This is a genomic window from Pseudomonas sp. ADAK21, from assembly GCF_012935735.1.
GTDB classification, from domain to species: Bacteria; Pseudomonadota; Gammaproteobacteria; order Pseudomonadales; family Pseudomonadaceae; genus Aquipseudomonas; species Aquipseudomonas proteolytica.
This window is the reverse complement of the sequence record NZ_CP052857.1, coordinates 4,108,519-4,133,369: the sequence shown is the minus strand read 5'-3', so window position 1 is coordinate 4,133,369 and position 24,851 is coordinate 4,108,519. Positions and strand designations below refer to the sequence as shown.

23 protein-coding genes are annotated in these 24,851 nt (G+C 61.6%); 12 read left to right on the top strand and 11 right to left on the bottom strand.

Features of this window, described 5'->3' with window-relative positions:
* Nucleotides 1-104: 104 nt before the first annotated feature.
* The 3 genes from HKK57_RS18755 to argC form a co-directional block, all read right to left on the bottom strand.
* Nucleotides 105-1,220, bottom strand: a complete 1,116-nt coding sequence (locus tag HKK57_RS18755) for an EAL domain-containing response regulator (protein WP_237150379.1) — start codon at nt 1,218-1,220, stop codon at nt 105-107.
* Between the two features lie 1,211 nt (nt 1,221-2,431).
* Nucleotides 2,432-3,247, bottom strand: a complete 816-nt coding sequence (gene dapF / locus HKK57_RS18750; protein WP_169390542.1) for a diaminopimelate epimerase — start codon at nt 3,245-3,247, stop codon at nt 2,432-2,434.
* Nucleotides 3,248-3,361: 114 nt separating this feature from the next.
* Nucleotides 3,362-4,291, bottom strand: a complete 930-nt coding sequence (argC, locus tag HKK57_RS18745; RefSeq protein ID WP_169390541.1) for an N-acetyl-gamma-glutamyl-phosphate reductase — start codon at nt 4,289-4,291, stop codon at nt 3,362-3,364.
* A 114-nt stretch (nt 4,292-4,405) separates the two neighbouring features.
* On the opposite strand from argC, the gene HKK57_RS18740 reads away from it, so the two are divergent.
* Nucleotides 4,406-5,290, top strand: a complete 885-nt coding sequence (locus HKK57_RS18740; protein WP_104910626.1) for a LysR family transcriptional regulator — start codon at nt 4,406-4,408, stop codon at nt 5,288-5,290.
* A gap of 114 nt (nt 5,291-5,404) precedes the next feature.
* Here HKK57_RS18740 and HKK57_RS18735 read toward each other — a convergent pair whose 3' ends face one another.
* Nucleotides 5,405-5,890 carry an AAA family ATPase gene (locus HKK57_RS18735; RefSeq protein WP_169390540.1) on the bottom strand — a complete coding sequence of 162 codons (486 nt, stop codon included), beginning with the start codon at nt 5,888-5,890 and terminating at the stop codon, nt 5,405-5,407.
* Nucleotides 5,891-6,091: 201 nt separating this feature from the next.
* Between HKK57_RS18735 and HKK57_RS18730 the strand changes: the two genes are divergently transcribed.
* The 5 genes from HKK57_RS18730 (at nt 6,092) to HKK57_RS18710 (ending at nt 10,453) form a co-directional block, all read left to right on the top strand.
* Complete coding sequence (locus HKK57_RS18730) at nt 6,092-7,147, top strand: NAD(P)/FAD-dependent oxidoreductase (RefSeq protein ID WP_169390539.1); 1,056 nt, start codon at nt 6,092-6,094, stop codon at nt 7,145-7,147.
* A 128-nt stretch (nt 7,148-7,275) separates the two neighbouring features.
* On the top strand, nt 7,276-7,962 hold the full coding sequence (locus HKK57_RS18725) for an MOSC domain-containing protein (protein WP_133715124.1): 687 nt from the start codon (nt 7,276-7,278) through the stop codon (nt 7,960-7,962).
* A gap of 90 nt (nt 7,963-8,052) precedes the next feature.
* The gene (locus HKK57_RS18720) at nt 8,053-9,312 is read left to right on the top strand and encodes a hypothetical protein (RefSeq protein ID WP_029294050.1); all 1,260 of its coding nucleotides are present in this window, start codon (nt 8,053-8,055) and stop codon (nt 9,310-9,312) included.
* Nucleotides 9,313-9,583: 271 nt separating this feature from the next.
* Nucleotides 9,584-9,751: a DUF2986 domain-containing protein gene (locus tag HKK57_RS18715; protein WP_081041749.1), complete on the top strand. Its 168-nt coding sequence runs from the start codon at nt 9,584-9,586 to the stop codon at nt 9,749-9,751.
* 69 nt (nt 9,752-9,820) lie between these two features.
* Nucleotides 9,821-10,453 carry a glutathione S-transferase family protein gene (locus HKK57_RS18710; RefSeq protein ID WP_029294048.1) on the top strand — a complete coding sequence of 211 codons (633 nt, stop codon included), beginning with the start codon at nt 9,821-9,823 and terminating at the stop codon, nt 10,451-10,453.
* A 51-nt stretch (nt 10,454-10,504) separates the two neighbouring features.
* Here the strand turns inward: HKK57_RS18710 and HKK57_RS18705 are convergent, their stop codons facing one another.
* Genes HKK57_RS18705 through HKK57_RS18685 form a run of 5 tightly spaced genes read right to left on the bottom strand, consistent with a single transcriptional unit; the run spans nt 10,505 to nt 17,194 of the window.
* On the bottom strand, nt 10,505-10,801 hold the full coding sequence (locus HKK57_RS18705) for a DUF3144 domain-containing protein (protein WP_029294046.1): 297 nt from the start codon (nt 10,799-10,801) through the stop codon (nt 10,505-10,507).
* 54 nt (nt 10,802-10,855) lie between these two features.
* Nucleotides 10,856-11,551, bottom strand: coding sequence for a tRNA (adenine(22)-N(1))-methyltransferase (locus HKK57_RS18700; RefSeq protein ID WP_029294044.1), 696 nt, complete (start codon nt 11,549-11,551; stop codon nt 10,856-10,858).
* Nucleotides 11,548-13,005, bottom strand: a complete 1,458-nt coding sequence (locus HKK57_RS18695; protein ID WP_050492822.1) for an efflux transporter outer membrane subunit — start codon at nt 13,003-13,005, stop codon at nt 11,548-11,550. Before HKK57_RS18695 ends, HKK57_RS18700 begins: the two co-directional genes overlap by 4 nt.
* Complete coding sequence (locus HKK57_RS18690) at nt 13,002-16,103, bottom strand: MexW/MexI family multidrug efflux RND transporter permease subunit (RefSeq protein ID WP_169390538.1); 3,102 nt, start codon at nt 16,101-16,103, stop codon at nt 13,002-13,004. The genes HKK57_RS18695 and HKK57_RS18690 overlap by 4 nt, the downstream gene beginning before the upstream one ends.
* Nucleotides 16,100-17,194: an efflux RND transporter periplasmic adaptor subunit gene (locus HKK57_RS18685; protein ID WP_029294038.1), complete on the bottom strand. Its 1,095-nt coding sequence runs from the start codon at nt 17,192-17,194 to the stop codon at nt 16,100-16,102. Before HKK57_RS18685 ends, HKK57_RS18690 begins: the two co-directional genes overlap by 4 nt.
* Nucleotides 17,195-17,316: 122 nt before the next feature.
* On the opposite strand from HKK57_RS18685, the gene soxR reads away from it, so the two are divergent.
* From soxR to HKK57_RS18665, 4 genes are all read left to right on the top strand, one after another.
* Nucleotides 17,317-17,790 carry a redox-sensitive transcriptional activator SoxR gene (gene soxR, locus HKK57_RS18680; RefSeq protein ID WP_029294036.1) on the top strand — a complete coding sequence of 158 codons (474 nt, stop codon included), beginning with the start codon at nt 17,317-17,319 and terminating at the stop codon, nt 17,788-17,790.
* A gap of 248 nt (nt 17,791-18,038) precedes the next feature.
* Nucleotides 18,039-19,337 (top strand): MFS transporter, encoded by a 1,299-nt coding sequence (locus HKK57_RS18675; RefSeq protein ID WP_050492821.1) that lies wholly within the window; start codon nt 18,039-18,041, stop codon nt 19,335-19,337.
* Between the two features lie 291 nt (nt 19,338-19,628).
* Complete coding sequence (locus HKK57_RS18670; protein WP_169390537.1) at nt 19,629-20,519, top strand: bestrophin family protein; 891 nt, start codon at nt 19,629-19,631, stop codon at nt 20,517-20,519.
* 137 nt (nt 20,520-20,656) lie between these two features.
* Complete coding sequence (locus tag HKK57_RS18665) at nt 20,657-22,516, top strand: DUF3857 domain-containing transglutaminase family protein (RefSeq protein WP_169390536.1); 1,860 nt, start codon at nt 20,657-20,659, stop codon at nt 22,514-22,516.
* Here the strand turns inward: HKK57_RS18665 and HKK57_RS18660 are convergent.
* On the bottom strand, nt 22,497-22,997 hold the full coding sequence (locus HKK57_RS18660) for a DUF2938 domain-containing protein (protein WP_029294028.1): 501 nt from the start codon (nt 22,995-22,997) through the stop codon (nt 22,497-22,499). The genes HKK57_RS18665 and HKK57_RS18660 overlap by 20 nt on opposite strands.
* A 111-nt stretch (nt 22,998-23,108) precedes the next feature.
* Between HKK57_RS18660 and HKK57_RS18655 the strand changes: the two genes are divergently transcribed.
* Both HKK57_RS18655 and HKK57_RS18650 read left to right on the top strand, forming a co-directional pair.
* Complete coding sequence (locus tag HKK57_RS18655; protein WP_169390535.1) at nt 23,109-23,771, top strand: ArsR/SmtB family transcription factor; 663 nt, start codon at nt 23,109-23,111, stop codon at nt 23,769-23,771.
* 20 nt (nt 23,772-23,791) lie between these two features.
* Complete coding sequence (locus HKK57_RS18650) at nt 23,792-24,229, top strand: N-acetyltransferase (RefSeq protein WP_029294024.1); 438 nt, start codon at nt 23,792-23,794, stop codon at nt 24,227-24,229.
* On the opposite strand, the gene HKK57_RS18645 is transcribed toward HKK57_RS18650, so the two are convergent.
* On the bottom strand, nt 24,223-24,840 hold the full coding sequence (locus HKK57_RS18645; protein WP_029294022.1) for a helix-turn-helix domain-containing protein: 618 nt from the start codon (nt 24,838-24,840) through the stop codon (nt 24,223-24,225). The two genes, HKK57_RS18650 and HKK57_RS18645, sit on opposite strands and share 7 nt — an antisense overlap.
* Nucleotides 24,841-24,851: the final 11 nt, after the last annotated feature.

Sequence of the window (24,851 nt, the reverse complement as noted above, 5' to 3'; positions counted from 1 at the left end):
GAAGGCTTCGGCCGACGCAAAACGATGGATAAACGACCAGCCGACGCGTCGCTCAAGTTACACGAACACGACTGAATTGTAGGAAAATTCTGAGGTTTTGCCGCCTAACCCGCCGGCGAAGTTACCGGCTGTACGTCCTCACGCGCCAGCCAATGCAGGAGGTCGTGGCCGGTCATTGGCCGGGCCAGGAAAAACCCCTGGCCCACTTCACAACCGAGGCTGATCAGAGCATCACGAATATGCCGGCTGCTGACGCCTTCAATCACCAGGCTCATGTCCAGCGAACGGGCCAGGGCCAGAGTGCTGCCGACCATGGCTTGGCTACGCGGCTCATTCAAGGTGCGGATAAGGTCGCCATCGAGCTTGATCTGGTTGAACGGCAATTGGCACAGCAACTTGAGTGACGAGAAACCCACGCCGAAATCATCGATCGACAAGCCGCAGCCCATCAAGCGCAGGCGCAGCAGGTTTTCCTGGGTGGGAGATTGCAAGTCCAGCAAGCCGTTTTCAGCCAGCTCGAACACCAACACCGAAGCGCACAGGCCGTAGCGTTGCAGTGCGCCCTGGATATGCTCGATCAGACCATGGCGGGCCAGTTGCGAAGCATGCAGGTTAAACGACATTTCCAGCTCGGAGCCCTGCCGATGCAGCACGGCGAGCAATTTCAGGCCTTGTTCGAGCAACTGCTTGAACATTTCATCGATCAGGTCATAGGCCAGCACCGCTGCGAGGAAATCCTTGGGCAACAATAAACCACGGGCAGGGTGTTCCCAGCGCGCCAAAGCCTCCACGCCAGCGAGACTGCCATCGTTCATCATCCGCTTGGGCTGGAACCAACCGCGGAACTCGCCCAGGGCCAGGCCCAGGCGTATCTCTTGTTCGCTGGGCAGCGGTACCCCCGCCGGAGGCTTGAGTGGTGCCGGCGGTACCGACCGATAGCGCTTAAGCAAGCGATCCAGCGCTTGTGGCTGCAACGGGGTACTCAGGATGCCAAGTAGTTGTACACCCGAAAAAAAATCCATGTGGCTCAAGGCCCGACATAGCTCCGGACGCATCTCATTGGACAATCCGACGGCCTGCACCAGACCGATTTGGCTGGCATAACGCAGGAACTCCACTTGCTCAGAGCTCTTGCTCCCCAGGTTGCACAGCACAATATCCACGCCGCCGGTGCGCTGCATAAGGATCATCGCCTGTTCGCTGGTGCTGGCTTGCAACACCTCCCTTACTCCGAGCCGACGTAACATATTGACCAGAGCGCTGCGCCGGGGACTGTGGTTTTCCATTACCAGAACACGTGGTGAGACCATCTTCATCAACCGCTTTGCAGACTCGAAGATGGCTATAGTGGCGGGCCAAGCTAACCCTACTCGAAGGAAATAGCCGTTCCGACTGTAGGAAATTTCTCACTGCAATTAATAGCTGATTACAGATGACATTACGCTTTGAGACTTTGTCTGAACGGTATCTCTGTCGGGACACGCACACTCTTCTGCGAAGAAAGAAACTCGGCTCAATGCCCTTTGGTCACTCAACCCGCGAGCAATAAGGCAGTGCTGTCGCGGAGCGTTAAACGGCATAGCGCTGGTGCATTCGAAGCTTGTAACGTAGTCCGTGATCGAACGTGCGCTTATGGCCGTTAGCACGCCATCATGAAAGGCAGCTTAGGGTCGATTGCTGCCGGTCAAGCGCAAGGTCAACGGCTTTATCGGTGATGGATTGGAAGTACTAAACCAAAGAGCCTTTAAAACAAAGGCCTACGGCTAACCCAGCTTTAGCTCGTACCACTTATGTACCATCGGACTCCTTTCGATCCATACCTCCGCCCTGACTAGCCGCCTTAGGCATCAGGCAGATAACGACCCAAAGCAGCCCCCGCGACGCATAGCGCCCCATTCGCGTGTGGCTGCTACTCGGCCAGGAGCTGCGTGATTTATACTGAATTCAGTAAACCCTCATCGTTAGGCTTTCAGAATGTATAAGCGTGCCGCAATCACTATACTGGCCTTTCTCATAGCACTCCCTTCAGCCTACTGGTTGCTTGGTGAAGCAGTTGTGATGTTTGAAATGGCTAGCACGGGAGCCAAATCAAGAGCTGAGTTAGCAGATGACTTTGGTCTTGGCTTACTGGTGCTCTTCGTTGTCATGCCAGGAGCCGTAATTGGTGCATTTATCACCGCGGCATTAGTGTGGCGGATAATGAGACCCAGAAGGGTGGGCTAAGTGATTAACACATCATCCCTGCCGGCTCGTTAACGCTAACGCTGAATTTCACTGGCAGCGTCCGCTTCTGGCCGACTGTAGCCGGTCGAGAAAGACCGAAACCAACCAATAACGGACATTTAAAGCAGGGCGCAATAAATCTGTCCCGTCCCGTCTGTGCCTTGGCTTTCCCTCGGTCCCGTTCCCTCAGATAGCGGCCCACCTAAACTCAGATTTTCAACAGCGTATCCGTGATTATTCCTGAAAAGGTCGTCTCCACCGGCCCGGTGAGAAAGACTGGTCCCACGCCATCCCATTGAACCGTTACAGCTCCCCCGTCACATTCGACCTCAACGCAATTGTCTAAAAAGCCACGACGAATTCCATTGACCGCGGCGCCACAACAGCAGGAACCTGACCCCAGCGCAATGCCCCCTCCGCGCTCCCAAATACGCAACCGGATGTGCTCTGGGTCAATGATCTGGACGAAATGCACGTTCGTCCTGAGGGGAAACAAAGGGTTGGTTTCAATTACTGGCCCAATCGTCGCTATCTCAACGGCTGACAGGTCATCCACAAAATAGGTGCAGTGCGGATTTCCCATGCTACAAGCTGCTGGGTCACCGGCAAGTGGCAACACCGAAGTATCCATTTCAAGAGCCAGAGGAATATCCGACCAGTTGAAAAGCGGCTTTCCCATATTGACGGAAATGGCGCCGGTTGAAGTGCGTTCACAAGTCAGCAGGCCACGGTTGGTTCGCAGGGCTACCGACGTAATATCGGATTCGCGCATCAATATATCCGCCGCCCCCCGCGTTGCGCTGCCGTAAGCGTCCAGCGATGAGCCATCCGCATTCCAGAACATCAAGCGCGCATCTGCATCATCGCAATCGAGCATCACCGCGATTTGATTGAAGCCGATTCCTCGATTGCGATCCCCCAATAGCCCAGCCAAATTGCTTGCGATTGGATTGGGGGAAGTTCGCGAGTCTACGACAACGAAATCATCGCCATTGGCGTGCATTTTATGAAAACCCAGCGGCATAAATAGACCTGGCAGCGAGACATGATGCATTGAGGTTTTAGAGCGATCTATCCCTGGAGGAACACCCGCTCGAACATTCCAGCCGTAGACTCGAGAGCCCGTGGGTAGTCGCAGTCATGTTGCGGCAAGCATCAGATCCAGATTCTGCACCGCCGCTCCAGCGGCTCCCTTCCCCAGATTGTCAAACACTGCAGCCAACACAACCTGCCCCGTTTCATCATTTGCACACACCACCAATCGCAAACTATCAGTCCCGTTGAGCGCCTGAGGATCAAGGTGCGTCAACCCTTTGGCCTCCTGCATCGACATCACCTGTACATGGTCTGCATCGATGTAGTGCTGCGTAAGGCACGCATGCAGCCGCACCGCATCCACGCCCGGCGCCAACAACCGAAGTTGCAACGGTATGGTCAGCACGATCCCCTGCCGAAAAGCCCCATAGGCCGGCACAAACATCGGCCGTTCCATCAGACCGCTTTGCTGCTCAATCTCCGGAATATGTTTGTGTGCCAGCCCCAGGCCATAAACCTGAAACGCCGGCGCCTGCGATGCGCCCTCTCCCTCATGCTCTTGCACTCCGGCGCGCCCTTTTCCGGAATAGCCCGATACCGCATGAATGTTCGTCGGGAAGTCCCTGGGCAGTAACCCGGCCTGCAGCAATGGGCGCAGCAGCCCTATCGCCCCCGTGGGATAGCAACCGGGATTGCTGACCCGCCGCGCCGTGGCGATGCGTTGGGCCTGCTGCGCGTCCATCTCGGCAAAACCATAGGTCCAGTCTGGATGAGTGCGGTGCGCCGAACTCGCATCGATCACCCGAACGGCGGGGTTTTCGATGCTCGCTACAGCGTCGCGGGCGGCTTCGTCGGGCAAGCAGAGAATCGCGATGTCGCAGGCGTTGATGATTTCGGCACGACGTTGCGGATCCTTGCGGTGTTCGGGGCTGAGGCTGATGAGCCGCAGATCGGTCCTGCCTCTTAAACGTTGGTGGATTTGCAACCCGGTGGTGCCTTGGTCGCCGTCGATGAATACAAGGGGGCTTGCCATGGAATGCTCTCGTACATAGGAAATCAGGAGCTCCAATCTTCAATCCGGGGCTAAGATAGGAAAAGTTGAATTTCCAAACGATGAAATTCAGTTTTTCTGAACAAGGAATGATTCATGCGCGAAATCAGCCTGGACCGTCTGCGCACGTTGGTGGCCATTGCCGACCTGGGTTCGTTTGCCGAGGCGGCCCGTGTGCTACACCTCGCGCCACCCACGGTTAGTTTGCATATCGCCGACCTGGAGTCGCGGGTTGGCGGCAAGCTGTTGTCGCGCACGCGTGGGCGCATTCAGCCGTCGGCGATTGGAGAAACGCTGGTGGAACGCGCGCGGCGCCTGTTGGCGGATGCAGAGCAAGCGCTTGAGGACGTGCAGCGTCAGGTGCAGGGCTTGGCCGGACGTGTGCGACTGGGTGCCTCCACCGGAGCGATCGCACAGCTGATGCCGCAAGCGTTGGAGACATTGAGCCAACGCCATCCCGCTATCGATGTGCAGGTCGCGGTGCTCACGTCGCAGGAAACATTGAAGAAGCTTGCCGAGGGCTCTTTGGAGATCGGTCTGGTCGCGCTGCCACAGACCCCGGTGAAGGGATTGCGGATCGAGCCCTGGCGGCGGGACCCGGTCATGGCTTTCTTGCCGGCACGCTGGGATTGCCCGGATGTGGTGAACCCTGGTTGGCTGGCCGCTCAGCCATTGATTCTGAATGACAACACCACTCGGCTTTCGCGCTTGACCTCGGAGTGGTTCGCCAGTGATGGACGACAGCCCACGCCGCGCATTCAACTGAACTACAACGATGCGATCAAAAGCCTGGTAGCGGCCGGTTATGGCGCGACGCTGTTGCCCCATGAAGCCTCAACGCCATTGCCCGATACCAGGATCGTCATGCGGCCATTACAGCCCTTGTTGTGGCGTGAACTCGGTATTGCCCACCGTGGTGGGGACGTCGAGCGGCCGACGCAACATGTGCTGGATGTGTTGTGGGGGTTGAGCGCGGGCTAGAGCAATGTTGTCGCTCTCGAACATTGCAGCCCTGAGATGTCCACGAAAGCCCGGTCGATTCACGCTGGGGCAGAAGCGGACACTTCGGATGTCCTCTCCAGGCGCTGCTGCCCGTCAAAGGCGGTGGGTTTTAATCTGGAGTCCTTCATCCTCTTCCGGCGCCCGAAAGTAGCTCGTGATCAGATCGAACTGCGCATCTGTCGCAGAAAACTCATGTTCGGCGCGGCGGTTGCGCCTATGCAACCGGCCTCGACATATGTCCTCGTCCACCTCAAGGTAGTGGACACAATGGGGAACCTCGGCTGAATCAGCGAGGCTGCGCAACCATCGTCGATCTTCAGGTGTGTTGGCGGGAAAATCCAAGACCACCGTCACGCCCGTATTGAGCATATCGATGACGAGCGGGCCCAGCACCTCTCTAATCTGACGTGAAAGACGCACGTAATCGGTGACTGACTTGATCTGATCAGGGTAAAGCCGCGACAGCCAATTATCCTCACTCAGCAGGATCGCCGACTGTTCGGCTGCCAAGTTTTTGGCCAGCGTTGATTTACCGGATGCAATCTTGCCTGACATCAGATGAAGCACGGGTTTTGGCATAGGGGCGTCTCCTTGTCGAAGCCTGATGATGCTCATACAAAAGCATCGAAGCAACCGCAGATACCTCACCTTCCGCTCCGGCTCGTTTTCAGCCGGTCGCGCTCGGCATTGCAGGCGCCCTGTGCCCATTGTCAGTCAGTAAGCGTATTCCTCAACTGCCCACTGTCGTACCCTTCCCATGTCGACAAACCCGAGGTTGCCATGGAAAACAGCCCAGCCCACACAATCATCGTCATCGGTGCCGGTATCGTCGGCGCTTCCCTGGCCTATCACCTGGCCACCAGGGGCGCAAAGGTCACCCTGATCGAGGCCCAGGATATCGCCTGCGGCGTAACCAAGACCTCATTCGCCTGGATCAACACCACCCATCCAGCCCCCGACCCGATTGGACAATTACGCGATGCAGCCATCCAGGAATATCATCGCCTCCAAGCCCAGCTCCCAGGGCTGGAGATCCGTTGGACTGGCGCCCTGACTTACGGTGCAGCACCTGTGCCTTCAGCCCGTCGCGTGTGCCGTTCGCAGATTCTCGACCTTGAGCCCAACCTCAAGCATCCACCCGAACAAGCAACCTATGCCGCTGAAGAGGGTGCCCTGGATGCCGTGGCCGCCACCCACGCGTTGGTCAAAGGTGCCCAGGCCCATGGGGCCACGGTGCTCACCCAGACTCGGGTGCTGGGCTTTGCCACTCAAGGTGATCAGGTAACGGGGGTCGAGACGCCAAGGGGGTTTATTGCGGCCGATGTGGTCGTGCTGGCCGCGGGCACAGGCACTGCGAAGCTGGCTGAGATGCTCGGCGCCGAGCTCCCAATCAACGCCTCCCCGGCGATTTTCATCCGCTACAAGACCCACACCAGCCTGGTAAAAACCTTGATCTCCAGCCCTGAAATGGAAGTTCGGCACGCTGCGGACGGTACGTTGCTGGCGGCAGAGGATTACCTGGACGACACCCTGGACAACCAGCCAATAGCGATTGCAAGACGCACGGCTGAAGCGATCCAGAATGAACTCCAAGGCGTGGTCAGCATTGAGCCTGAACTGGCCTGCGTCGGGCTCAGGCCAATGCCGGCCGACGGCATTCCCATCATCGGTTACCTGCCACAGGTCGGCGGTGTGTACGTATGCGCCATGCACCCCGGGGTGATGTTGGCGGCGGTGGTGGGACGTCTTGCCAGTGAAGAGATCATCGACGGCAAGGTATCCTCTGCGCTTGCTCCATGCCGTCCTGATCGATTTGTCCGTTGCCCTGCCACCTAGGGCAACACGGCATTCTTGAAGATCGGTTCGCTGTGCAGCACGCGAACGCCTTCCGGGCCGCTTTCAAGCAGCCGGCGCTCGCCACCCGCGTTGATCTGTCGTGAACATCAAATACCGGAGGTCCCTGCATGAGTCTGCCCACTATCCGCCTCGACACCTTGCTCACCGGCCGCGTGCAGCCATTCACCCGCCCAGGCACCCAGAGCGCCATCGATAAACAGCCGCAACAAGGCCAACTGAAGGTCTGCACCCTGGGCCTTCACGGCGACGAACAGGGCGACTTGCGCGTGCATGGCGGGGTGGAAAAAGCCATTCACCACTACCCGCTCGAGCACTACGCACGTTGGGCCGACGAATTGGGCGCTCATCCCTTGCTCACGCAGCCGGGGGCCTTTGGCGAGAACTTCAGTACCACCGGCTGGAGCGAGCATGACGTCTGCCTGGGCGATCGGATTCGGGTCGGGACGGCATTGCTCGAGGTGTCCCAGGGACGCATGCCGTGCTGGAAGCTCAGCGACCGCTTCGCCGTCGCCAACCTGGCCCTGCGCGTGCAGCAGTCGGGCCGCACCGGCTGGTACTACCGGGTGCTGGAGCAAGGCGTGGTGAGCGCGGGCGATAGCCTGCAACGGGTCGAACGGCCCTTTGCCGAGTGGTCACTGGCTCGCTTGTCCGCCGTGCTGTTCGACAAGCAAGTAGAGACCGAGTTGTTGCGCGAATGCCTGGCGCTGCCGCTGGTGCCGTCATGGCGGCGTACCCTGGAACGGCGCCTGGAAAAAGGCATGACCGAGGACTGGGGTCCGCGCCTGCAAGGTTGAAACGCAGCGCAAACACTGAGCTGCGTTGCCCCAGGCCAATAAATGTCTGGATAATGCCCAGCTCCCACGCCGATAAGGACATCCCTGCCAATGAAGTTGCCCACGCCTACGCTGCTGCTCGCCTCTGCCCTGCTGCTGCCGTCCCTGGCCCATGCCAGCGACGCCGCCTTGACCGACACGCTCAAGGCGTTCACCCAGTGTGACGCCCGTTTCTTCACCAGCCTGCACGCCCACGGCGACGCCTGGCAGGCCTATGCGCCGCTGGTGCGGGAGAAGAACACCACGTGGATCGCGGTTAAAAGTCGCGCCAACGGCGAGGAAAATTCAGTGCTGGTCAGCGCCCCGCCGATTGCCGGCTTGAAGCTGTTGTCCTACTTCGACGAGAGCACCGACCTCGGCAAGTTGGGGCTCTACTATTACTGGGGTTTTGTGGTTGAAGGCGGTGTCGACGACGTCGCCAAGCGCATCGCGCCACTGCTGGAACAACCTGGGTCGTTGCAAAAAAACAGCCCGGTGTACGTTCGCAGCGAGCTCAAGGTCGGCGACCAGTGGCAAGCCATGCCGCCCCAGCCCGGCTCCGCGCCCGGCACGCGGCGGGTAGAGCGGGTGCTGCTGGTCGAGCCGGAGGGCAAACAGGGCACGCAATCGCGGGTCAGTTGTTCGCTGCAGGGTGGCGTGGACGGTGCGTTGCTCGCCCGCTTGCGTCCGGACATTGCGCCGGCGGACTATCCTCGAACGGTGGCCGAAACTCATATCGACGATGTCCAGGTGCCGACCAGCGTGCTCCAGCGCCTTGATTCGCCGCTGCTGCAACCGAAGTTCAAGACGCTGACCTACACGTCCCAGTCCACCAAGGATGACGGCAGCAAGGATAGCCCGGTTTCCGAGACGTTCACCGCCCAGGGGGGCTTGCTGAAGAAGAAGGAGATCTACAGCGAGCGCTTCAACGTCGACCGCCTCACCCAGGCCGACCTGATCCAGTTGAAGTCGAAGATGAATGGCATAGGCGATGGGCGCGTACTGCTGACCCACGAAATCACGCTGGATATTCCGCCAACCTGGACCCCAGGCCAAACGCTGAGCGCGCGCATGACCATGGCCGATGTGCCGGCCAAGCCGACCGACACATCCCGCATCACGCCCTTGAACTGCGTGGTGGGCCAACGTTTTCCAGCGCGGCAGGTGTTTGCCAGCTTGACGGGCGACGCGATCAAACTGGAATGCGACCAGGGCGACTATAAAACCACGCGCGCGTTTATCGAAGATTTGGGGCTCGCCATGACCCTGGAGTCAACGTCGGACAAAATCCATTACGTGTATGAATACACCGCGCTGGATGTAGTGCGTTAACCCAAAGCCCAACCGACCTGTGGCTAGGGTGATGACCTGTGGCGAGCGGGCTTGCCCCGCGCTGGGCTGCGCAGCAGCCCCAATAAACACACCGAGTTTTACCAGATAATCCTAGGTAGCTGATTTTGGGGCTGCTACGCAGCCCCGCGCGGGCGATGCGGCGTTCCGACAAGCCCGCTCGCCACAGGGGTTGTTCGCGCTGGATAAATGGCAGCGCGAGCCCGCTCGCCATACTGATATCATCCAGGCATTAACGCGCTGAGTAGAAAGCATGAACCGTCGTAAGAAACTCAACCAGATTTTGAAAGCCAACGCCAAGAAGGCCAATGCCAAATTGGCCCCCAAGAGCAAAGACAAGTACATCAGCAAGGCCGACCGCTTGAAACTGGAAGCCGAAGCTGCCCTGGACACGCCGATTGCCTCTGACACGCCCAACTGATTCAGGGCACTCTAGGCCCGCGCAGTAGTCTGTTCCCAGACACCCCACTCTCGCCCGGCGGAGCCTCCCATGATGATTGTTCACCACCTCAACAACTCACGCTCGCAGCGCATTCTCTGGCTGCTCGAAGAACTCGGCCTGCCCTACGCGCTCAAGTGCTATCAGCGCGACCCAAAAACCAACCTCGCACCACCAGAGCTCAAGGCGATCAATGCGCTGGGCAAATCGCCGGTGCTTGAAGATGGCTCGCGGGTGGTGATCGAGTCCGGCGCCATTGTCGACTACCTGATCCGCCGCCATGGCCAGGGCCGCCTGCAACCGGACCCCACCACAGACGCCTACGACACCTACGTGCAATGGCTGCACTTCGCCGAAGGTTCGGCGATGCTGCCACTGATGCTCAACCTGTATGTCGGCCGCCTGGGTGAAGCCGGCGCGCCATTGCATCCGCGGATCGAGTCGGAACTGGCCAATTACCTGGGTTACCTGAACAACGCCCTGGCGCAGTCACCGTACCTGCTGGGTGAGGAGCTGAGCGGCGCGGATATCCAGATGAGTTTTATTGGCGAAATCGCCAAGGCCCAGGGCAAGTTGCAGGCCTACCCGAACCTCGCGGCGTGGGTCCAGCGGTTCCAGGCCCGGCCGGCCTATCGCAAGGCGCTGGAACAGGGTGGGGACTATGCGTTTGCCAAGCTTGAGTAAACGCTAGCCCCTGTAGGGGCCGGCTTGCCGGCCCCTCCCCTTAAATGGCGGTCAGTTGCCTGGGGCCGTCATGTACTGGCTGAAATTGTTGATGTGATCATCCAGATTGTCTTCCAGCATCATCCGGTACTGGTCGCAGAAATACTTCAGCATCGCTTCCCGCGACTCGGCCATTTGGGCGCCGGACTTGAAGTTGCGCGCGCTCGCCCAGGCATTGAAACGGGTCGTGCCGAACATCATCGAGGCGCTGACCTGGCCAAGGTTCTCGAGGGTTTTCAGTTGCTCGTTCGACAGCTCGATATGCGCATCGGCACGGTCGTAGAAGGCTTGGTCTGTAGCGTCTGGCATGCGGGTCACCTGGGTCGGAGGATGGCGTATTGGAGCATTTCTGAGGGTGGCGATCTACACCAGCAACTCGGTGATCCAGCGCACCTCCTGCGTCAGCTCCGCAACCTTCTGCTCAGGTAGCGCCTGTCGCGCCTCGGCCAATTGGTCCAGGGTCCGTTGCTTGTAGCGCAACAGGCGCTGCCACTTGCCCAGGAACGCCTCGCTGCGGGCCTGCATCTGCAGCGGGCCGAAGTACAGTTGCTCGGCGCTGTAGCTCACCGGCCCACTGCGCTCGGCGACGATGATTTCATAGTCGAAGCGATTTTCCCGCAGCAGCTCCTCGCAGAGGATGCGGTAACCGTTGTCCATCAGCCACAGGCGCAGCGGTTGTTCGCCGCCGTTGGGTTGCAGGATCAGACGCTCCTGGCCGCTGAGGTACAGCTTGCCGCGCTCAAGAATGTCGCGGATGGTCTCGCCGCCCATGCCGCAGATGCTGACCGTGTCGATCCGGTCTGCCGGCTCGATGGCCGCCAGGCCATCTGCCAGGCGCACGTGGATGTGCGATTCCTGGCCGTTGTCGCACACGGTCCGCTGGGCCGCGCGGAACGGGGTCAGCGCCACCTCGCCGGCCACTGCCGCGACGATGGCGCCCCGGTTCATCAACGCCACCGGCAGGTAGCCGTGATCCGAGCCGATATCAGCCAGGCGCGCACCGGCGGGTACCTGCGCCGCCACGCGTTCCAGGCGCATGGACAATGTGTTTTGGTTCAACTGCTGTTCCTTTTCAAGGCACCGTTGGCCTCGCTGAGGGCCGCAGGGTAAAGCCTCGGCGCCCGCCAGGCCAGCGCCTTGTACAAGTCCACCGCATTGCCATAGGACGCGGCCTGCGCCTGGGCAATGGCCTGGCGCAGGGTGAGCAGGTCGCGCTGGCTCTGCTGCACCGACAAGTAACTGCCGGAACCTGCGCTGTAACGCCGCTGCGCGATATCCAGCGCCGTCTCCACATGCCGGGCCGATTGCACCAGGTTGAGCAGATGCCGCTGGTGTTCGGCCAGTTGGGTAATGGCGCCCTCCACTTCTTCCACGGCCACCAACAGCACCTGTTCGAAGTGTGCGGTCTCCCGTTGCGATAGGGCCTGGGCGCCGCGCAGGCGTGCACGCACGGTGCCCAGGTTGAGTGCCGGCCAGGTCAAGCCCGGGGTCAATTCGAATGCCCGGGAGGCGCTGCCCAGATCCCCATCGCGCAAGGCGAAGAAGCCGATAAACCCACCCAGGTTCAAGCGCGGATACAGGTCGGCGGTGGCGGCGCCCACGTCCTCGACGCGCGCCGCCAGCAGCCGTTCGGCCTGCCGCACATCCGGTCGATTGCGGATCAACCGGTCGACATCCCCCAGCGGCAATTGCCGCGCCAGTGGCCCCGGCGCCAAGGGGTCGAGGTCGACGCTGAAACTGCCCGGGCGCTGCCCCGACAACACTTGCAGCCGGTAAAGGCTACGTTGCAGCTGGCTCTGCAAGGGCGCAATCGTCGCCTGGGCGCGCAGCGCATTGCCCCGGGCACTCTCCAACTCTTCTGGCAGGCCACTCCCGGCCTGGCTTTGCGCCTCGGTCAGGCCGACGGTCACTTGCCAACTGCGCACGGCATCATGTGCCAGTTGCAGTTGCTGGCGCTGGCCCTGCGCCGCGTAATAGGCATGGGCCACTTGTGCGGCGATGCTCAGTTGCACCTGTTCAAGGTCGGCCTGCGAGGCCTCGGCCCGTGATTGCGCGGCGCGGTTCAAGTGGTCGAGGCGACCGAACAGGTCCAGCTCCCATTGCAGGTCCAGGCCGGCACGCCACGACTCGGACAAGCTGCGGCTCGGCCGCGCGCCCGTCACCGGCTGCTGCTCCAGGCTGCGCTGGTACGCCGCCGTGCTGGTGACGGTCGGCAGGCGCTGCAACGCTTGCTCGTCGACGTACGCACGGGCCAACAGCAGGTTTGCCCGCGCCTGGCGCACATCGTGGTTGTGGGCCACGGCGCTCTCGATCAAGCGCGCCAGTTGGGCATCGTCGAAGAAGGTCCACCAGGCGGCCAGCGGCTGCGCGGTTCCCTGGGCGAAGTCCTCGGCCTGCGGGCTGGCCAGCTGAATCGGCGCGATCTCGGGGGCGCGGTATTGCGGCCCCACCGAGCAGGCACCCAGGCAGGCCAGCGCCCCCAGCAACAACGGGTAATGGATAAATGTGTTCATGGGCGCACCTCGACATGCCCTGGCGCCAGGTGGCGTTCGGCATCCGCCAGTTGCCGCTGGCGCAGGCCCTGCACCCGATGATCGCGCGCCAGCCAGGCATAGATAGTGGGAAGGACAAACAGTGTAAACAGCGTGCCAACCAGCATCCCGCAGACGATCACCACGCCCAGGCCAAAGCGACTATTGGCCCCGGCACCGTCGGCGAACAGCAGCGGCAATACGCCGAAGGTCATCGCCGCCGTGGTCATCAGCACCGGCCGTAGGCGGATCTGCGCGGCGCGGATGATTGCTTCGGCGCGGTCGAGGTGCTCGCGCACCTGGATCTCATTGGCAAACTCCACCATCAGGATCCCGTGTTTGCTGATCAGGCCAATCAAGGTCACGAGCCCGATCTGCGTGTAGATATTCAGCGTCGCCCAGCCCAGTGCCAGGGGGATCAGCGCGCCACAAATGGATAACGGCACGGTGACCAGAATGATCAACGGATCGACCAGGCTTTCGTACTGCGCCGCGAGCACCAGATAGATCACCACCATCGCGGCGAGAAACGCCCATACCAGCGCACTGCCCTCCTGCACGTATTGGCGTGACTCGGACTGCCAGTCATGACTGAACCCCGGCGGCAGTTCGCCGGCCAGTTGCTCCAGCAGAGCCACCGCCTGCCCCTGGGAAACGCCGGGCGCCGGGATCGCCTGCAGGGTGCTGGCGTTCTGCTGATCGAACTGCAACAGGCGGTTCGGCGCCACCGTGATATCCAGATGCACCAGGGCCGACAGCGGGATCAACTGGCCGCCTTCGGTCCGCACATACTGGCGGGCCAGGGCCTGGGGGGTCAGGCGCTGTTCTTCGGTGCTTTGCGTAATCACATCATACGAGCGCCCATACAAGGCGAAGCGGTTGATGTACTGCTCGCCCACCAGCACCGCCAGCGAGTCGCCGATATCGCGCATGCCAATGCCCAGGCTCGCCGCCTTGGCGCGATCGACGCTGACTTTGACTACCGGGTTGTTGTAGTCCAGGTCGCTGTCGACCACGGCAAACAGGCCGCTGTCACGGGCCCGCTGCTTGAGGGTTTCCATGGTCTGGTACAGCACCGGGTAATCCAGGGCGCTGCGCAGCACCATCTGCACCGGCAGGCCACCGCTGGAGCCGGGCAGCGAGGCGACCTGGAAGGCAAAGATGCTGCTGCCTTCGACCTCGCCCACGGCCTGCTGCAACTGGGCCTGGACCTGCTCGGCCGAACGCTCGCGGGCCTGCCAGGCGCTGAGGTTGATCCCGCCGAAACTGGCCGCCGGCCCGTCGGTGCCATTGATGATCCAGGTGTCGGTGGTTTCCGGCAGGCTCTCCATGATCCGGTTGAGCTTGCTCGCAAAGCGTTCCGCGTAGTCGAGGCTGGCGTATTGCGGGGCCTTGATGGCGGTCAATATCGCCGCCTGGTCCTCGGGAGGCGCCAGCTCGCGCTGGGGCAAGGTGTACAACCACGGCAGGCTCAGGCACACCAGCAAGGCAACGCCGCCGCTGATCCAGCGCCGCGCCAGGGAGTAACCCAGCACCCGGCCATAGGTCGCGGCCAGCCCGCCAAACACCCGTTCAGCCCACTTGGCCATGCGCCCTTCTTGCTGCCCAAGCTTGAGCAGCAGCGAGCTCATCACCGGCGACAAGGTCAAGGCGACCACGCCCGAGACCATCACCGCGCCCGCCAGGGTCAGGGCAAATTCGCGGAACAACGTGCCGGTCAGGCCGCCGATCAGGCCGATGGGCGCGTACACCGCCGCCAGCGTCAGGGTCATGGCAACCACCGGCCCGGCGATTTCGCGGGCGCCAACCAACGCCGCGGCCACCGGGGTCAGGCCTTCTTCGATATGCCGGTGGACGTTTTCCACCACCACAATGGCGTCGTCCACCACCAGGCCGATGGCCAATACCATCGCCAGCAGGGTCAGCAGGTTGAGGCTGAAGCCGAAGAACAGCATCAAGGCCGCCGCCCCGAGCATCGACAACGGAATCGCCAGCACCGGGATCGCTACGCTGCGCAGCGAACCCAGGCACAGCCAGATCACCAGCACCACGATCAGCATGGCCTCCAGCAAGGTGTGCAGCACCTCCTCGATGGACGCCTCGATAAAGCGTGCGGTCTCGTAGGCCAGGGCGACGTTGACCCCAGGTGGCAGCGTCTGCTGGATTTGCGGCAGTAGTTGACGAATCCCATCGACGATCACCAGGGGGTTGCCCGACGGTGTGGGAAACAGCCCCAGATGCACCGCCGGACGGCCATTCATGGTGGCGCTGGTCTGGGTCGCCGCTGCGCCCAACTCCACGGTGCCCACATCGCGCAGGCGGACCAGGGCCGTGCCGTCATTGCGGATCACCAGGTCACGGAAGGCCTCGACACTGGTCAGGTCCGTGTCGATATGGATATCGGCCAGCACGAATTGGCCACGGATCTGCCCCGGCGTGGCCTGGTAGTTGTTGCTGCGCACCGCTTGTGCCACATCGGCGGCAGTCACCCCGCGCCCGGCCATGCGATCGCTGTCCAGCCACAGGCGCATCGCCAGGTTCTGGCCGCCGAAGGTTTGCACCTTGGCGACCCCGTCGATCCCGGACAACTGCGGTTCGACCACCCGCGACAGGTAGTCGCTGAGCTCGGGAATCGACAGCGTGTCACTGGCAAACCCCACGTAGGCCACGGCGGTGGAGTCGCCGGCCGAGAGTTCGACCACCGGGTCGTAGGCATCATCGGGCAAGCGGTAACGCACTTGATTGACCTTGGCCATGGTCTCGGCCAACGCCAGGGTCGAGTCGCGGTTGAGGGTCATGCGCAGGGTGATCACGCTACGCCCCTGGACCGACGACGACGCCAGGTAATCGATACCCTCCACCGACGACACGGCCTGGGTGAGCGGTTGGGTGACAAAGCCTTGCATCAATTCGGCCGAGGCACCGGGGTATTCGGTGCTGACGGTGATGGTCGAGCTTTCCAGCAACGGGTACTGGCGCACCGGTAATTTGCCGAGGGCAAACAGGCCGGCGAGGACGATCAGGCTGCTGACGACCAGGGCCAATACCGGGCGCCGTACAAAACTGTCGGTGAAGCTCATGAGCTGCGATTCCCTTCAACGTCCAACGTGTTTTGCTCGACCGCTTCGACGGGCAGGCCGTCGCTGAGCTTGAGCTGCCCGGAAACCACCACCTGGTCGCCCAGTGCCAGGCCCGAGGTGATTTCCACCAGGCCCTGCCAGCGCTCCCCGGTGGTCACCTGCACGCGGCGCACACTCAAGGCGCCGGCCGGATCGGCGCTGGCGATAAACACGGTCTGCCCGTACGCGGTGTAGGTGATGGCGGTTTCCGGCACCACCAGCACCGTGGGTGATTGCACCGCCGATAGACGCACGCTGGCGTACATCCCGGCCTGCAACTGCCCGCCCGGATTGGCCAGGGTGGCTTGCACCCGCACCGAGCGCGACTGGCCGATCAGCGGGTCGATGGCATTGATCTGCGCCAGGAAATGCTCGCCCGGCAAGGCATCCACCGTGAGTTGGGCGCTCTGGCCGACGCGCAAGCCAGGGGCCGCCTGTTCAGCCAGGGCAAAGTTCACATGCAGGCGCTGGGCATCCACCAGGCTGGCGATGGCTTCCCCGGTCTGCAGGTACTGGCCTTGATGCACGCGGCGGATCCCCACCTGCCCGGCGAATGGCGCACGGATAGCTTTCTGCGCAATCAGCGCATCGACCTGTTGCAGCTCACCCTTGGCCATGTCGAGGGCGGCGGTGGCGTTGTCCAGTTGTTCCTGGGTCGCAACATTCACGGCCGCAAGCTTTTTAAGGCGCAGGAACAGCGTCTGGGCATTGCGCAGTTGGGCGTGCAGGCGCAAACGGTCGGCCTGTTCAGGGGCGTCATTGAGTTGGACCAACAACTGCCCGGCCTTGACCGCTTGCCCGGATTCGAACGCGATCCGCGTGATACGCCCGGCGGTTTCCGCCGCCACCTCTACCTGGTTGGCCGCCTCCAGTTCCCCGGCGGCAAAGGCCTGGCGAGGGGCCTCACCCTGGCGCACCTTGGCCAGCGCCACCTTGGCCACCGGCCACGCCGCTGCGGCCTGGGTTGAGGGTTGATTACCCCATAACGTGATAACCAGGGCCAGCACCGCTACCGCTGCCACGCCCCCGCCCACTAGCATCCTTCTGCCCATGCCCTGCTCCGCTCATTTGTGGTGTGTTCGCTGCCGCCCCACCCCGCACTGGCGATGGAAAGCGGTTGCAGCAAAGATCGGGCAGGACTATAAAACCTCAACTTAACTTGAGGGCAACACCCATGGCAGCAGAAAAGAACCCCGACGGTGTGCGCTCCCTCACCATCGGCGAGGTTGCCAGGCGCAGCGGCGTACCGATCTCCACCCTGCACTTCTATGAATCCAAGGGCTTGATCGCCAGCACGCGCAACGCTGGCAACCAACGACGCTTCCCGTCGCTGGTGCTGCGCAGCATCGCGATCATCAAGGTGGCGCAGCGCACCGGCATCCCCCTGGAAGAGATCAAGCGCGCCATGGGCCGCTACCCACCGAACAGCAAACTGACGGCCGCGCAATGGGGAGAAATGTCCTCGGCCTGGCGCGACAACCTCAACGAACGCATCCGCACCCTGGAAGCCCTGCGTGACAGCCTGGACAACTGCATCGGTTGCGGCTGCCTGTCACTCAACGACTGCCCCTTGCGCAACCCCGGCGACACCTTGGCCCAGGAAGGGCCGGGCCCAAGAATCCTCGAACGCGCCAGCCAGCGGATCTGAAATGCAATCTTCCAATCCCTGAAGATCAAGGTGGGAGCTGTCTCGCCCTGCGAGGCTGCGCTGGCGGCGGCATTGCTGGGATTGATGTTGGCTGACCTGCCGCTATCGCCGGCAAGCCAGCTCCCACATTTGATCTTCATTGCCTTGGCAGGTCGGTGCTGACTACGCCGATGACACTTTTGAAGTAAGTCGCTGCGGGCTCTTTCCTGATAATCGAGCGATCACTGACGAAATGCCGAGGCCCCGCCATGACGCGCGCATCTACTGAACAGGTCCCGCCGCAAACCCTGAGAAAAGTCATCGTCGCCGCCGGTATCGGCAATTTTGTCGAGTGGTTCGACTTTGCCGTGTATGGCTTTCTCGCCACCACCATCGCCCAGCAGTTTTTCCCCAGTGGCGATGCCAGCGCGGCGTTGCTCAAGACGTTCGCGGTATTTGCCGTGGCCTTTGCGTTCAGGCCCCTGGGCGGGATCTTTTTCGGCATGCTGGGCGATCGCATCGGCCGCAAGCGCACCCTGGCAATGACGATTTTGCTGATGGCGGGTGCGACTACGTTGATCGGCTTGTTGCCCACCTATGCTGCGATTGGCGTTACGGCGCCGATCCTGTTGTCGCTGATCCGCTGCGCCCAGGGCTTTTCCGCCGGGGGTGAATACGCCGGGGCCTGTGCCTATCTGATGGAGCACGCGCCCAGCGACAAACGGGCGTGGTATGGCAGCTTTATCCCGGTGTCGACCTTTGCCGCCTTCGCCTCGGCGGCGGTGGTGGCCTATGCGCTGGAAGCCTCGCTGTCAGCCGAGGCCATGGGCAGTTGGGGCTGGCGCCTGCCGTTCCTGATCGCCGCGCCGCTGGGCCTGGTGGGGCTGTACCTGCGCTGGCGGCTGGATGAAACACCGGCGTTCCAGGCGGTGAAACAAGAGCATGCCGTGGCCCACTCGCCGCTCAAGGAAACCCTGCGCAACCATGGCGCGGCGATCTGCGGCCTGGGCGCGTTTGTGTCGCTGACGGCGCTGTCGTTTTATATGTTCACCACCTACTTTGCGACGTACCTGCAAGTGGCCGGTGGCCTGAGTCGGGCGACGGCGCTGCTGGTGTCGCTGATTGCGCTGATCTTCGCCGCGGCGATGTGCCCGGCGGCGGGCTGGTACTCCGACCGCGTCGGGCGACGCGTCACGGTGATGACCGCCTGCGGGCTGTTGATGGTGGTGGTGTATCCGTCGTTTTTGATGGCCAGCTCCGGCTCGTTCGTCGCGTCGATCGTCGGCGTGATGCTGCTGGCGGTGGGTGCGGTGTTATGCGGTGTGGTCACGGCCGCCCTGCTCTCGGAAACCTTCCCGACCCGCACGCGCTACACCGCTTCGGCGATTACCTACAACATGGCCTACACGATCTTTGGCGGCACTGCGCCACTGGTGGCCACGTGGTTGATCAGCACAACCGGCAGCAACCTGTCGCCAGCGTTTTACCTGATTGCCGTGGCCTTGCTGGCCCTGGCCGGTGGCCTGGCCCTGCCGGAAACCTCGCGTATTTCCCTGCACGACGCCTGAGTTTGGCTGTAGAGAGCAGCCGTAAAAGAGCGGGTAGTGGCGAGGGGGCTTGTCCCCCGTTGGGCTGCGCAGCAGCCCCATTTCAATAAGACCATTGAGTTTCTTCAGGTGGGCTGAGGGGGTGGTTTTGGGGCTGCTGCGCAGCCCAACGGGGGACAAGCCCCCTCGCCACGGCAACCCTGTTCACCACTACCAGTCTGCTCACCAAGGCAGCCCCCCAGCGAACCTTTCTTGCACATATACCGTCCGAGCTAGGGCATTGATGCTTTTCGCCCGCTCGGAGGTTTGTGTTTGAAAGCTGCCATCGTCAAAAAGTACCGCCTGATTATCAAGACCATGGGTTATGTAGGCTGGGCATTATTCTGGCTGCTGCTTTGGGATATTGCGGTCACCGTGGACTTCATGCTGTTCCTCAACGCCAAGATCAACCTGCCGCTGATGCCCCTGACGCTGCTCGGTTCGGCGCTGGTGGTGCTGATCAGTTTTCGCAACACCAGCGCCTATAACCGCTGGTGGGAAGCACGCACGCTGTGGGGCGCGATGGTGAATAATTCGCGTAGCTTTGCGCGCCAGGTGCTGACGTTGCTGGACGACCCCGACAACGAGGTCAACCCGATCAAGTCGACCCTGCTGCGCCGCCATGTGGCGTATGTGAATTGCCTGGCGGCGCACCTGCGGGGCGAGCCGTGCCCCGAGGAAGTGCGGGCGTTTATTCCCATGGACGAGTTCGCGCGCAACGGTGCCACCAACAACTTTGCCAACGACATCCTCACCGGCTCCGCCGCCCTGCTGGCCCGGGAATACAAGGCCGGGCGCCTGGACAGCATTCGCCTGGCGCGGATCGAATCCACCATGGTCGACCTGTCCAATAGCCAGGGCGGTATAGAGCGCATCGCCAATACGCCGTTGCCCTACCCGTATGTGTATTTTCCACGGCTGTTTATTTCGCTGTTCTGCCTGATTGTGCCGGTGGGGTTGGTGGAGTCCCTGGGCTGGTTCACCCCGCTGGCATCGACGGTGGTGGGTTTTATGCTGCTGGCCATCGAACGGATCGGCACCGACCTGCAAAGCCCGTTTCGCTCCAGTGAACACCAGATCCAGACCGAAGCCATCTGCGAAACCATCGAAAAAAACCTGCAGTCGATGCAGCGTGATTCGTTGGGCGATGTGCACAACCGCTGACCCGCTGCCACGTGGTTGCCATTAAAAAGCCTGCATTGTCCGAGCATCTATATAATAATGCGTCGCATTAAACACTTTGTTTATCGCAATGCGCTCGCCCTCGCCGGGTGAGCGTCGCATTAGTCAGAAGGATCTCTATGCAAGGCTTTTACCTGCCCTCCCTGCGCCTGCTGGGCGTACTGTTTTTGGCGGCTTGTTCACTGACGGCCCAGGCCGCCACCGATGAAACCGACCACTCGGCCACCTTCGAAAAAAATCAACAGTCCTACGTGATCAATGCCGATGGCAGTTTCGTCCAGACCATTGAACTGGTTACGCGGATCAACGAAGAGCGCGCGATCAAGAGCAACGCGCAACGTTCGTTGAGCTACAACCGCTCTCTGGAAACCCTCGAAGTGCTTGAAGCCTTCACCCGTAAACCCGACGGCCGCCAGGTAAAGGTGAGCGCCGAGCAGATCAAGGAACAACAGGAGACAGCCTCCTCGCAGGCGCCGATGTTCCAGGACTCGCGGGTCAAGGTTGTGATTTTCCCAGAGGTGGCGGTCGGTGACCGGCTGGTCCTGCGTTACCAGCGCCAGCGCACTACGGCACTGTTCCCCCAGCAGTTCGAAGACTTCTTCGTGCCGGACTTTTATGACGCCGAGCAGTTGAGCCTGAGCTACGACTTGCCGGCCGACAAGCCGCTGTTTGTCGACGCCCGGGGCTTCAAGGCCAGTACCCCGGCCGCCGCCGCTGGGCGCAAGGTGTACCGTTGGGACTACGTACCGCAGGCCAAGGCGCGCATTGAAAACGGCGCCGTATCCTATGTCGATTACGGGCAATTCCTCGCTGTCTCGACCTTCGCCAGCTACAAGGACTTTGCCCAGGCCTATGAGGCCAGGGCCCAGGTAGAAGTGACACCGGCCATTGCCGACCTGGCCAAGCAACTCACGGCCAACCTGACCACCCCGCGCAGCAAAGCCCTGGCCCTGAGCGACTGGGTGCGCAAGAACATTCGTTATGTAGCGGTGTATGTTGGCGCGGGCGGCGTAGTGCCGCATCCGGCCCAGGCCGTGCTGGATAACCGCTATGGCGACTGCAAGGACCACGTGGCCCTGCTTGAAGCCTTGCTGCGCGCGGTGGCAATCGAAAGCTCACCGGTGCTGGTCAACCAGGGAAACAGCTACACCCTGGCCAAAGTGCCTACCCTGGGTGTGCTCAACCATGCGATCACCTACGTGCCGGCTCTGGATCTGTACCTGGACTCGACTGCCACGGCCATCGCCGCGGGCTACCTGCCGATTCCGGTGCTGGGCAAACCGGTGCTGTTGACGCAGTCCGGCGAACTAACCAAGACCCCGGCCGGGCAAACCGGCAAGGTCAGCAACGACCTGCTGTTCAAGGTCGACAGCAACGGTGCGGCGGACTTTGTGCACGCCACCACCGTGGAAGGCTGGGGCTCGGAGTTCAATCGCTACCTGCTCAATGCCATGAAACCAGCAGACCGCGACTCGATGATCCGCAATGTCCTCGGCTGGTACGGGCAAACGGGCCAGGGCACGTTCAAAAGCGACTCGCTGCAAGATGAAGTCAACCCGTTCAAGAACACCCTTGAAGGGCGCACCGACAACCTGGTCAACCTGCCAGGCCCGACCGGTGTACCAGCACTCAGCAGCCTGGTGGGCGGTATTGCGCAGAACGTGTTTGCCTTCGCCTCGGAAAAAGACCGCACCCAGGGCTTCGGTTGCCTCTCGGGAGAAACCCAGGAGCAGGCCCGCTTCGAGTTTCCCAAGGAAGTCACGGTCCTCGCCGTGCCCAAGCCGCAGTCCCTGCAACAGGCCGGCTTTGACTACCAGGCCACCTACGCCAAGGAAGGCAATACGGTCCTGATCACCCGCTACTTCAAGTTTGCCCATGCCAACACGGTGTGCAGCCCCGAGGACTTCAAGGCGATGAAGCCGGTGATCGAAAGCATGGTCAACGACCTCAAGGGCCAGATCATCGTGCAGACCCTGTAAGCAGGACCAGCGCCCAGGCGGCCAGGTACAGCCCCACCCCAAACACCCCATGGGCCAGCGTGCTGCGCAACCGCGCAGTATTGGGCCTGGGGGTTCTGGACGCGGCGATGCCGGCGCCCATCGCCGGTTGCAAGACGAAGAACGGCGCGACCACCGATAGCACACCAAAGGCCAGGGCCGGCAGCAACGTCGGCTGTCGCGCCCATTCAAGCCCCACCATCAGCAGCAGCAACGCCGCAAAGAACACTCCGATCAGGTAATGGGTGACCCAACCCAGCAGCCCCTCCCCCGGCACCGGTGATGATTGGGCGATACCGGCATGCATCCAGCGCCCACGGGGCAGGTGGCCGACCCAGCGACCGACCATGGAAAAATCCAGGGACGGCACGCCCAGGCAGCGCTTGAGCAACAACGCCCAAAGATCCATGACCAGGGTCGCACCAGCCCCGATAACCACCGAATACCCAAGAAACTCAAGCACGTCCCTACTCCTTTTGATCGTTGGCGGTGAAAGCAACAGACAGACTTAGATGCCTCCAGACAAACATTCAATTAATTGATTGAATGTTTGGCCGATGCTAGGATCTTTGCCATGAAACCGTCAACCCCCCTATTCCCCGCCGATCACTTCACCGCCCTGGCCGACATCGCCCGGACCTTGGGCCACACCCATCGTTTGGCGCTGCTGGAACACATTGCCCAGGAAGAGCGCTCTGTCGAACAACTGGCGCAACTGTCCGGCGTGTCTGTTGCCAATGCTTCGCAGCATTTGCAGCAACTCAAGCGCGCGGGCATCGTGCAGACGCGCCGCGATGGCAAACGGGTGCTCTACAGCCTGGGGGCCGGTCCGGTGGCGCCCTTGCTGGAAGCATTGCGTGGTTACCTGGCGTTCCAGCATGCCGAGATACGCGAGGTCGCCCTCGACAGCCTGTCGCGACGTGAGCGCCTGGAGGGTATCTCCATCGAGGAGTTGCTGTTGCAGATGCAAAGCCAGAGCGTGGTGCTGCTGGATGTGCGCCCCGAAGATGAGTTCGCATCAGGGCACTTGCCCGGCGCGCTGAACATCCCGGCGCAGGCCCTGCAACAGCGTTTGGCAGAGCTGCCAAAAGGCAAGCACGTGGTCGCCTACTGCCGCGGGCCTTATTGCGTGCTGTCCACCGATGCCATCAACACCTTGCACGCCCATGGCTTGCCCGCGCGTCGGCTGCGCGCCGGGTTTGACGAGTGGAAAGCGGCCGGCCTGAGTGTCGAATAACCCATCGCAAGACTGGAAAAATGATCAGACTCCTGCAACCCAAAGACCTCGATAGCGTCCTGCAGATCTGGCTGGATGCCTCGCTCATCGCCCACGACTTTATCGACGCCGCCTTCTGGCAGTCGCAGGTCGAGAACATGCGCAACCTGTATATCCCGGCCTCGGAAACCTACGTCATGGAACGCGACTCAAGGGTCGTGGGGTTCTACTCGCTGCTCGATAACCAGATGGCCGCGCTGTTTGTCGCCCCCGACTGCCAGGGCCAGGGCATCGGTAAACGCTTGATGGCTCACGCCAGGACGCAGCGGCCCGTGCTGACCCTGGCGGTGTATAAAAACAACACCGCCAGTTGCCAGTTCTATCTGTCGCAAGGGTTTGTGGTGACCCATGAACAGGTCGATGAACACAGCGGCCAGGCGGAGTACTGGATGAGCAGTGGCGCCAGCGCGCCTCAGTAATCCGTCATCACCACCATCACTTCAGCGTCTGCCTCGCTTTCCGCCAGGTAGATATGGCCGATGCCACTGTTGAAATAGGCGGTTTCGCGGCAGCCAATGCTGATGGACTCGCCCGTTTCGAATTGAATCCGCACCCGCCCGGACAGCACCACCGCAAACTCCTGGCCGGGGTGGCGGATGTAGTCGTCAAACTGGGTCAGCTCCCGGGCGAAAATGCGCGCGTACATCGGTGTCATGCGCCGCCCGGGGAAATCCCCTGCCATCGGGTGGTAATCGTAATTGCCCGTGCTGTAGCCCGCCGCGCTATCAATGGCGGTGCTGACCACCGTGGGCTGGACCAGATTCAGCGCAGTCTTCACCGGGCTGAATAACTGCGCAATGTCCACGCCCAGCGCCCGCGCTGCCGCCGCCAGCTTTTCGTAGCTGACCGAGACCTGCGCCAACTCCATCTTCGACAGGGTCGACAGCGCCACGCCCGAACGCTCGGACAACTGCTTGAGCGTCAGCTTCTGGTCTTTGCGAATCCCCCGCAAACGGGCACCTACCTGGCTGCGATCTATCAGCGGATGGGCCGTGGAACACGATGCGGGCGCTGTCTGATCGGAACTCATACGGACTCTCT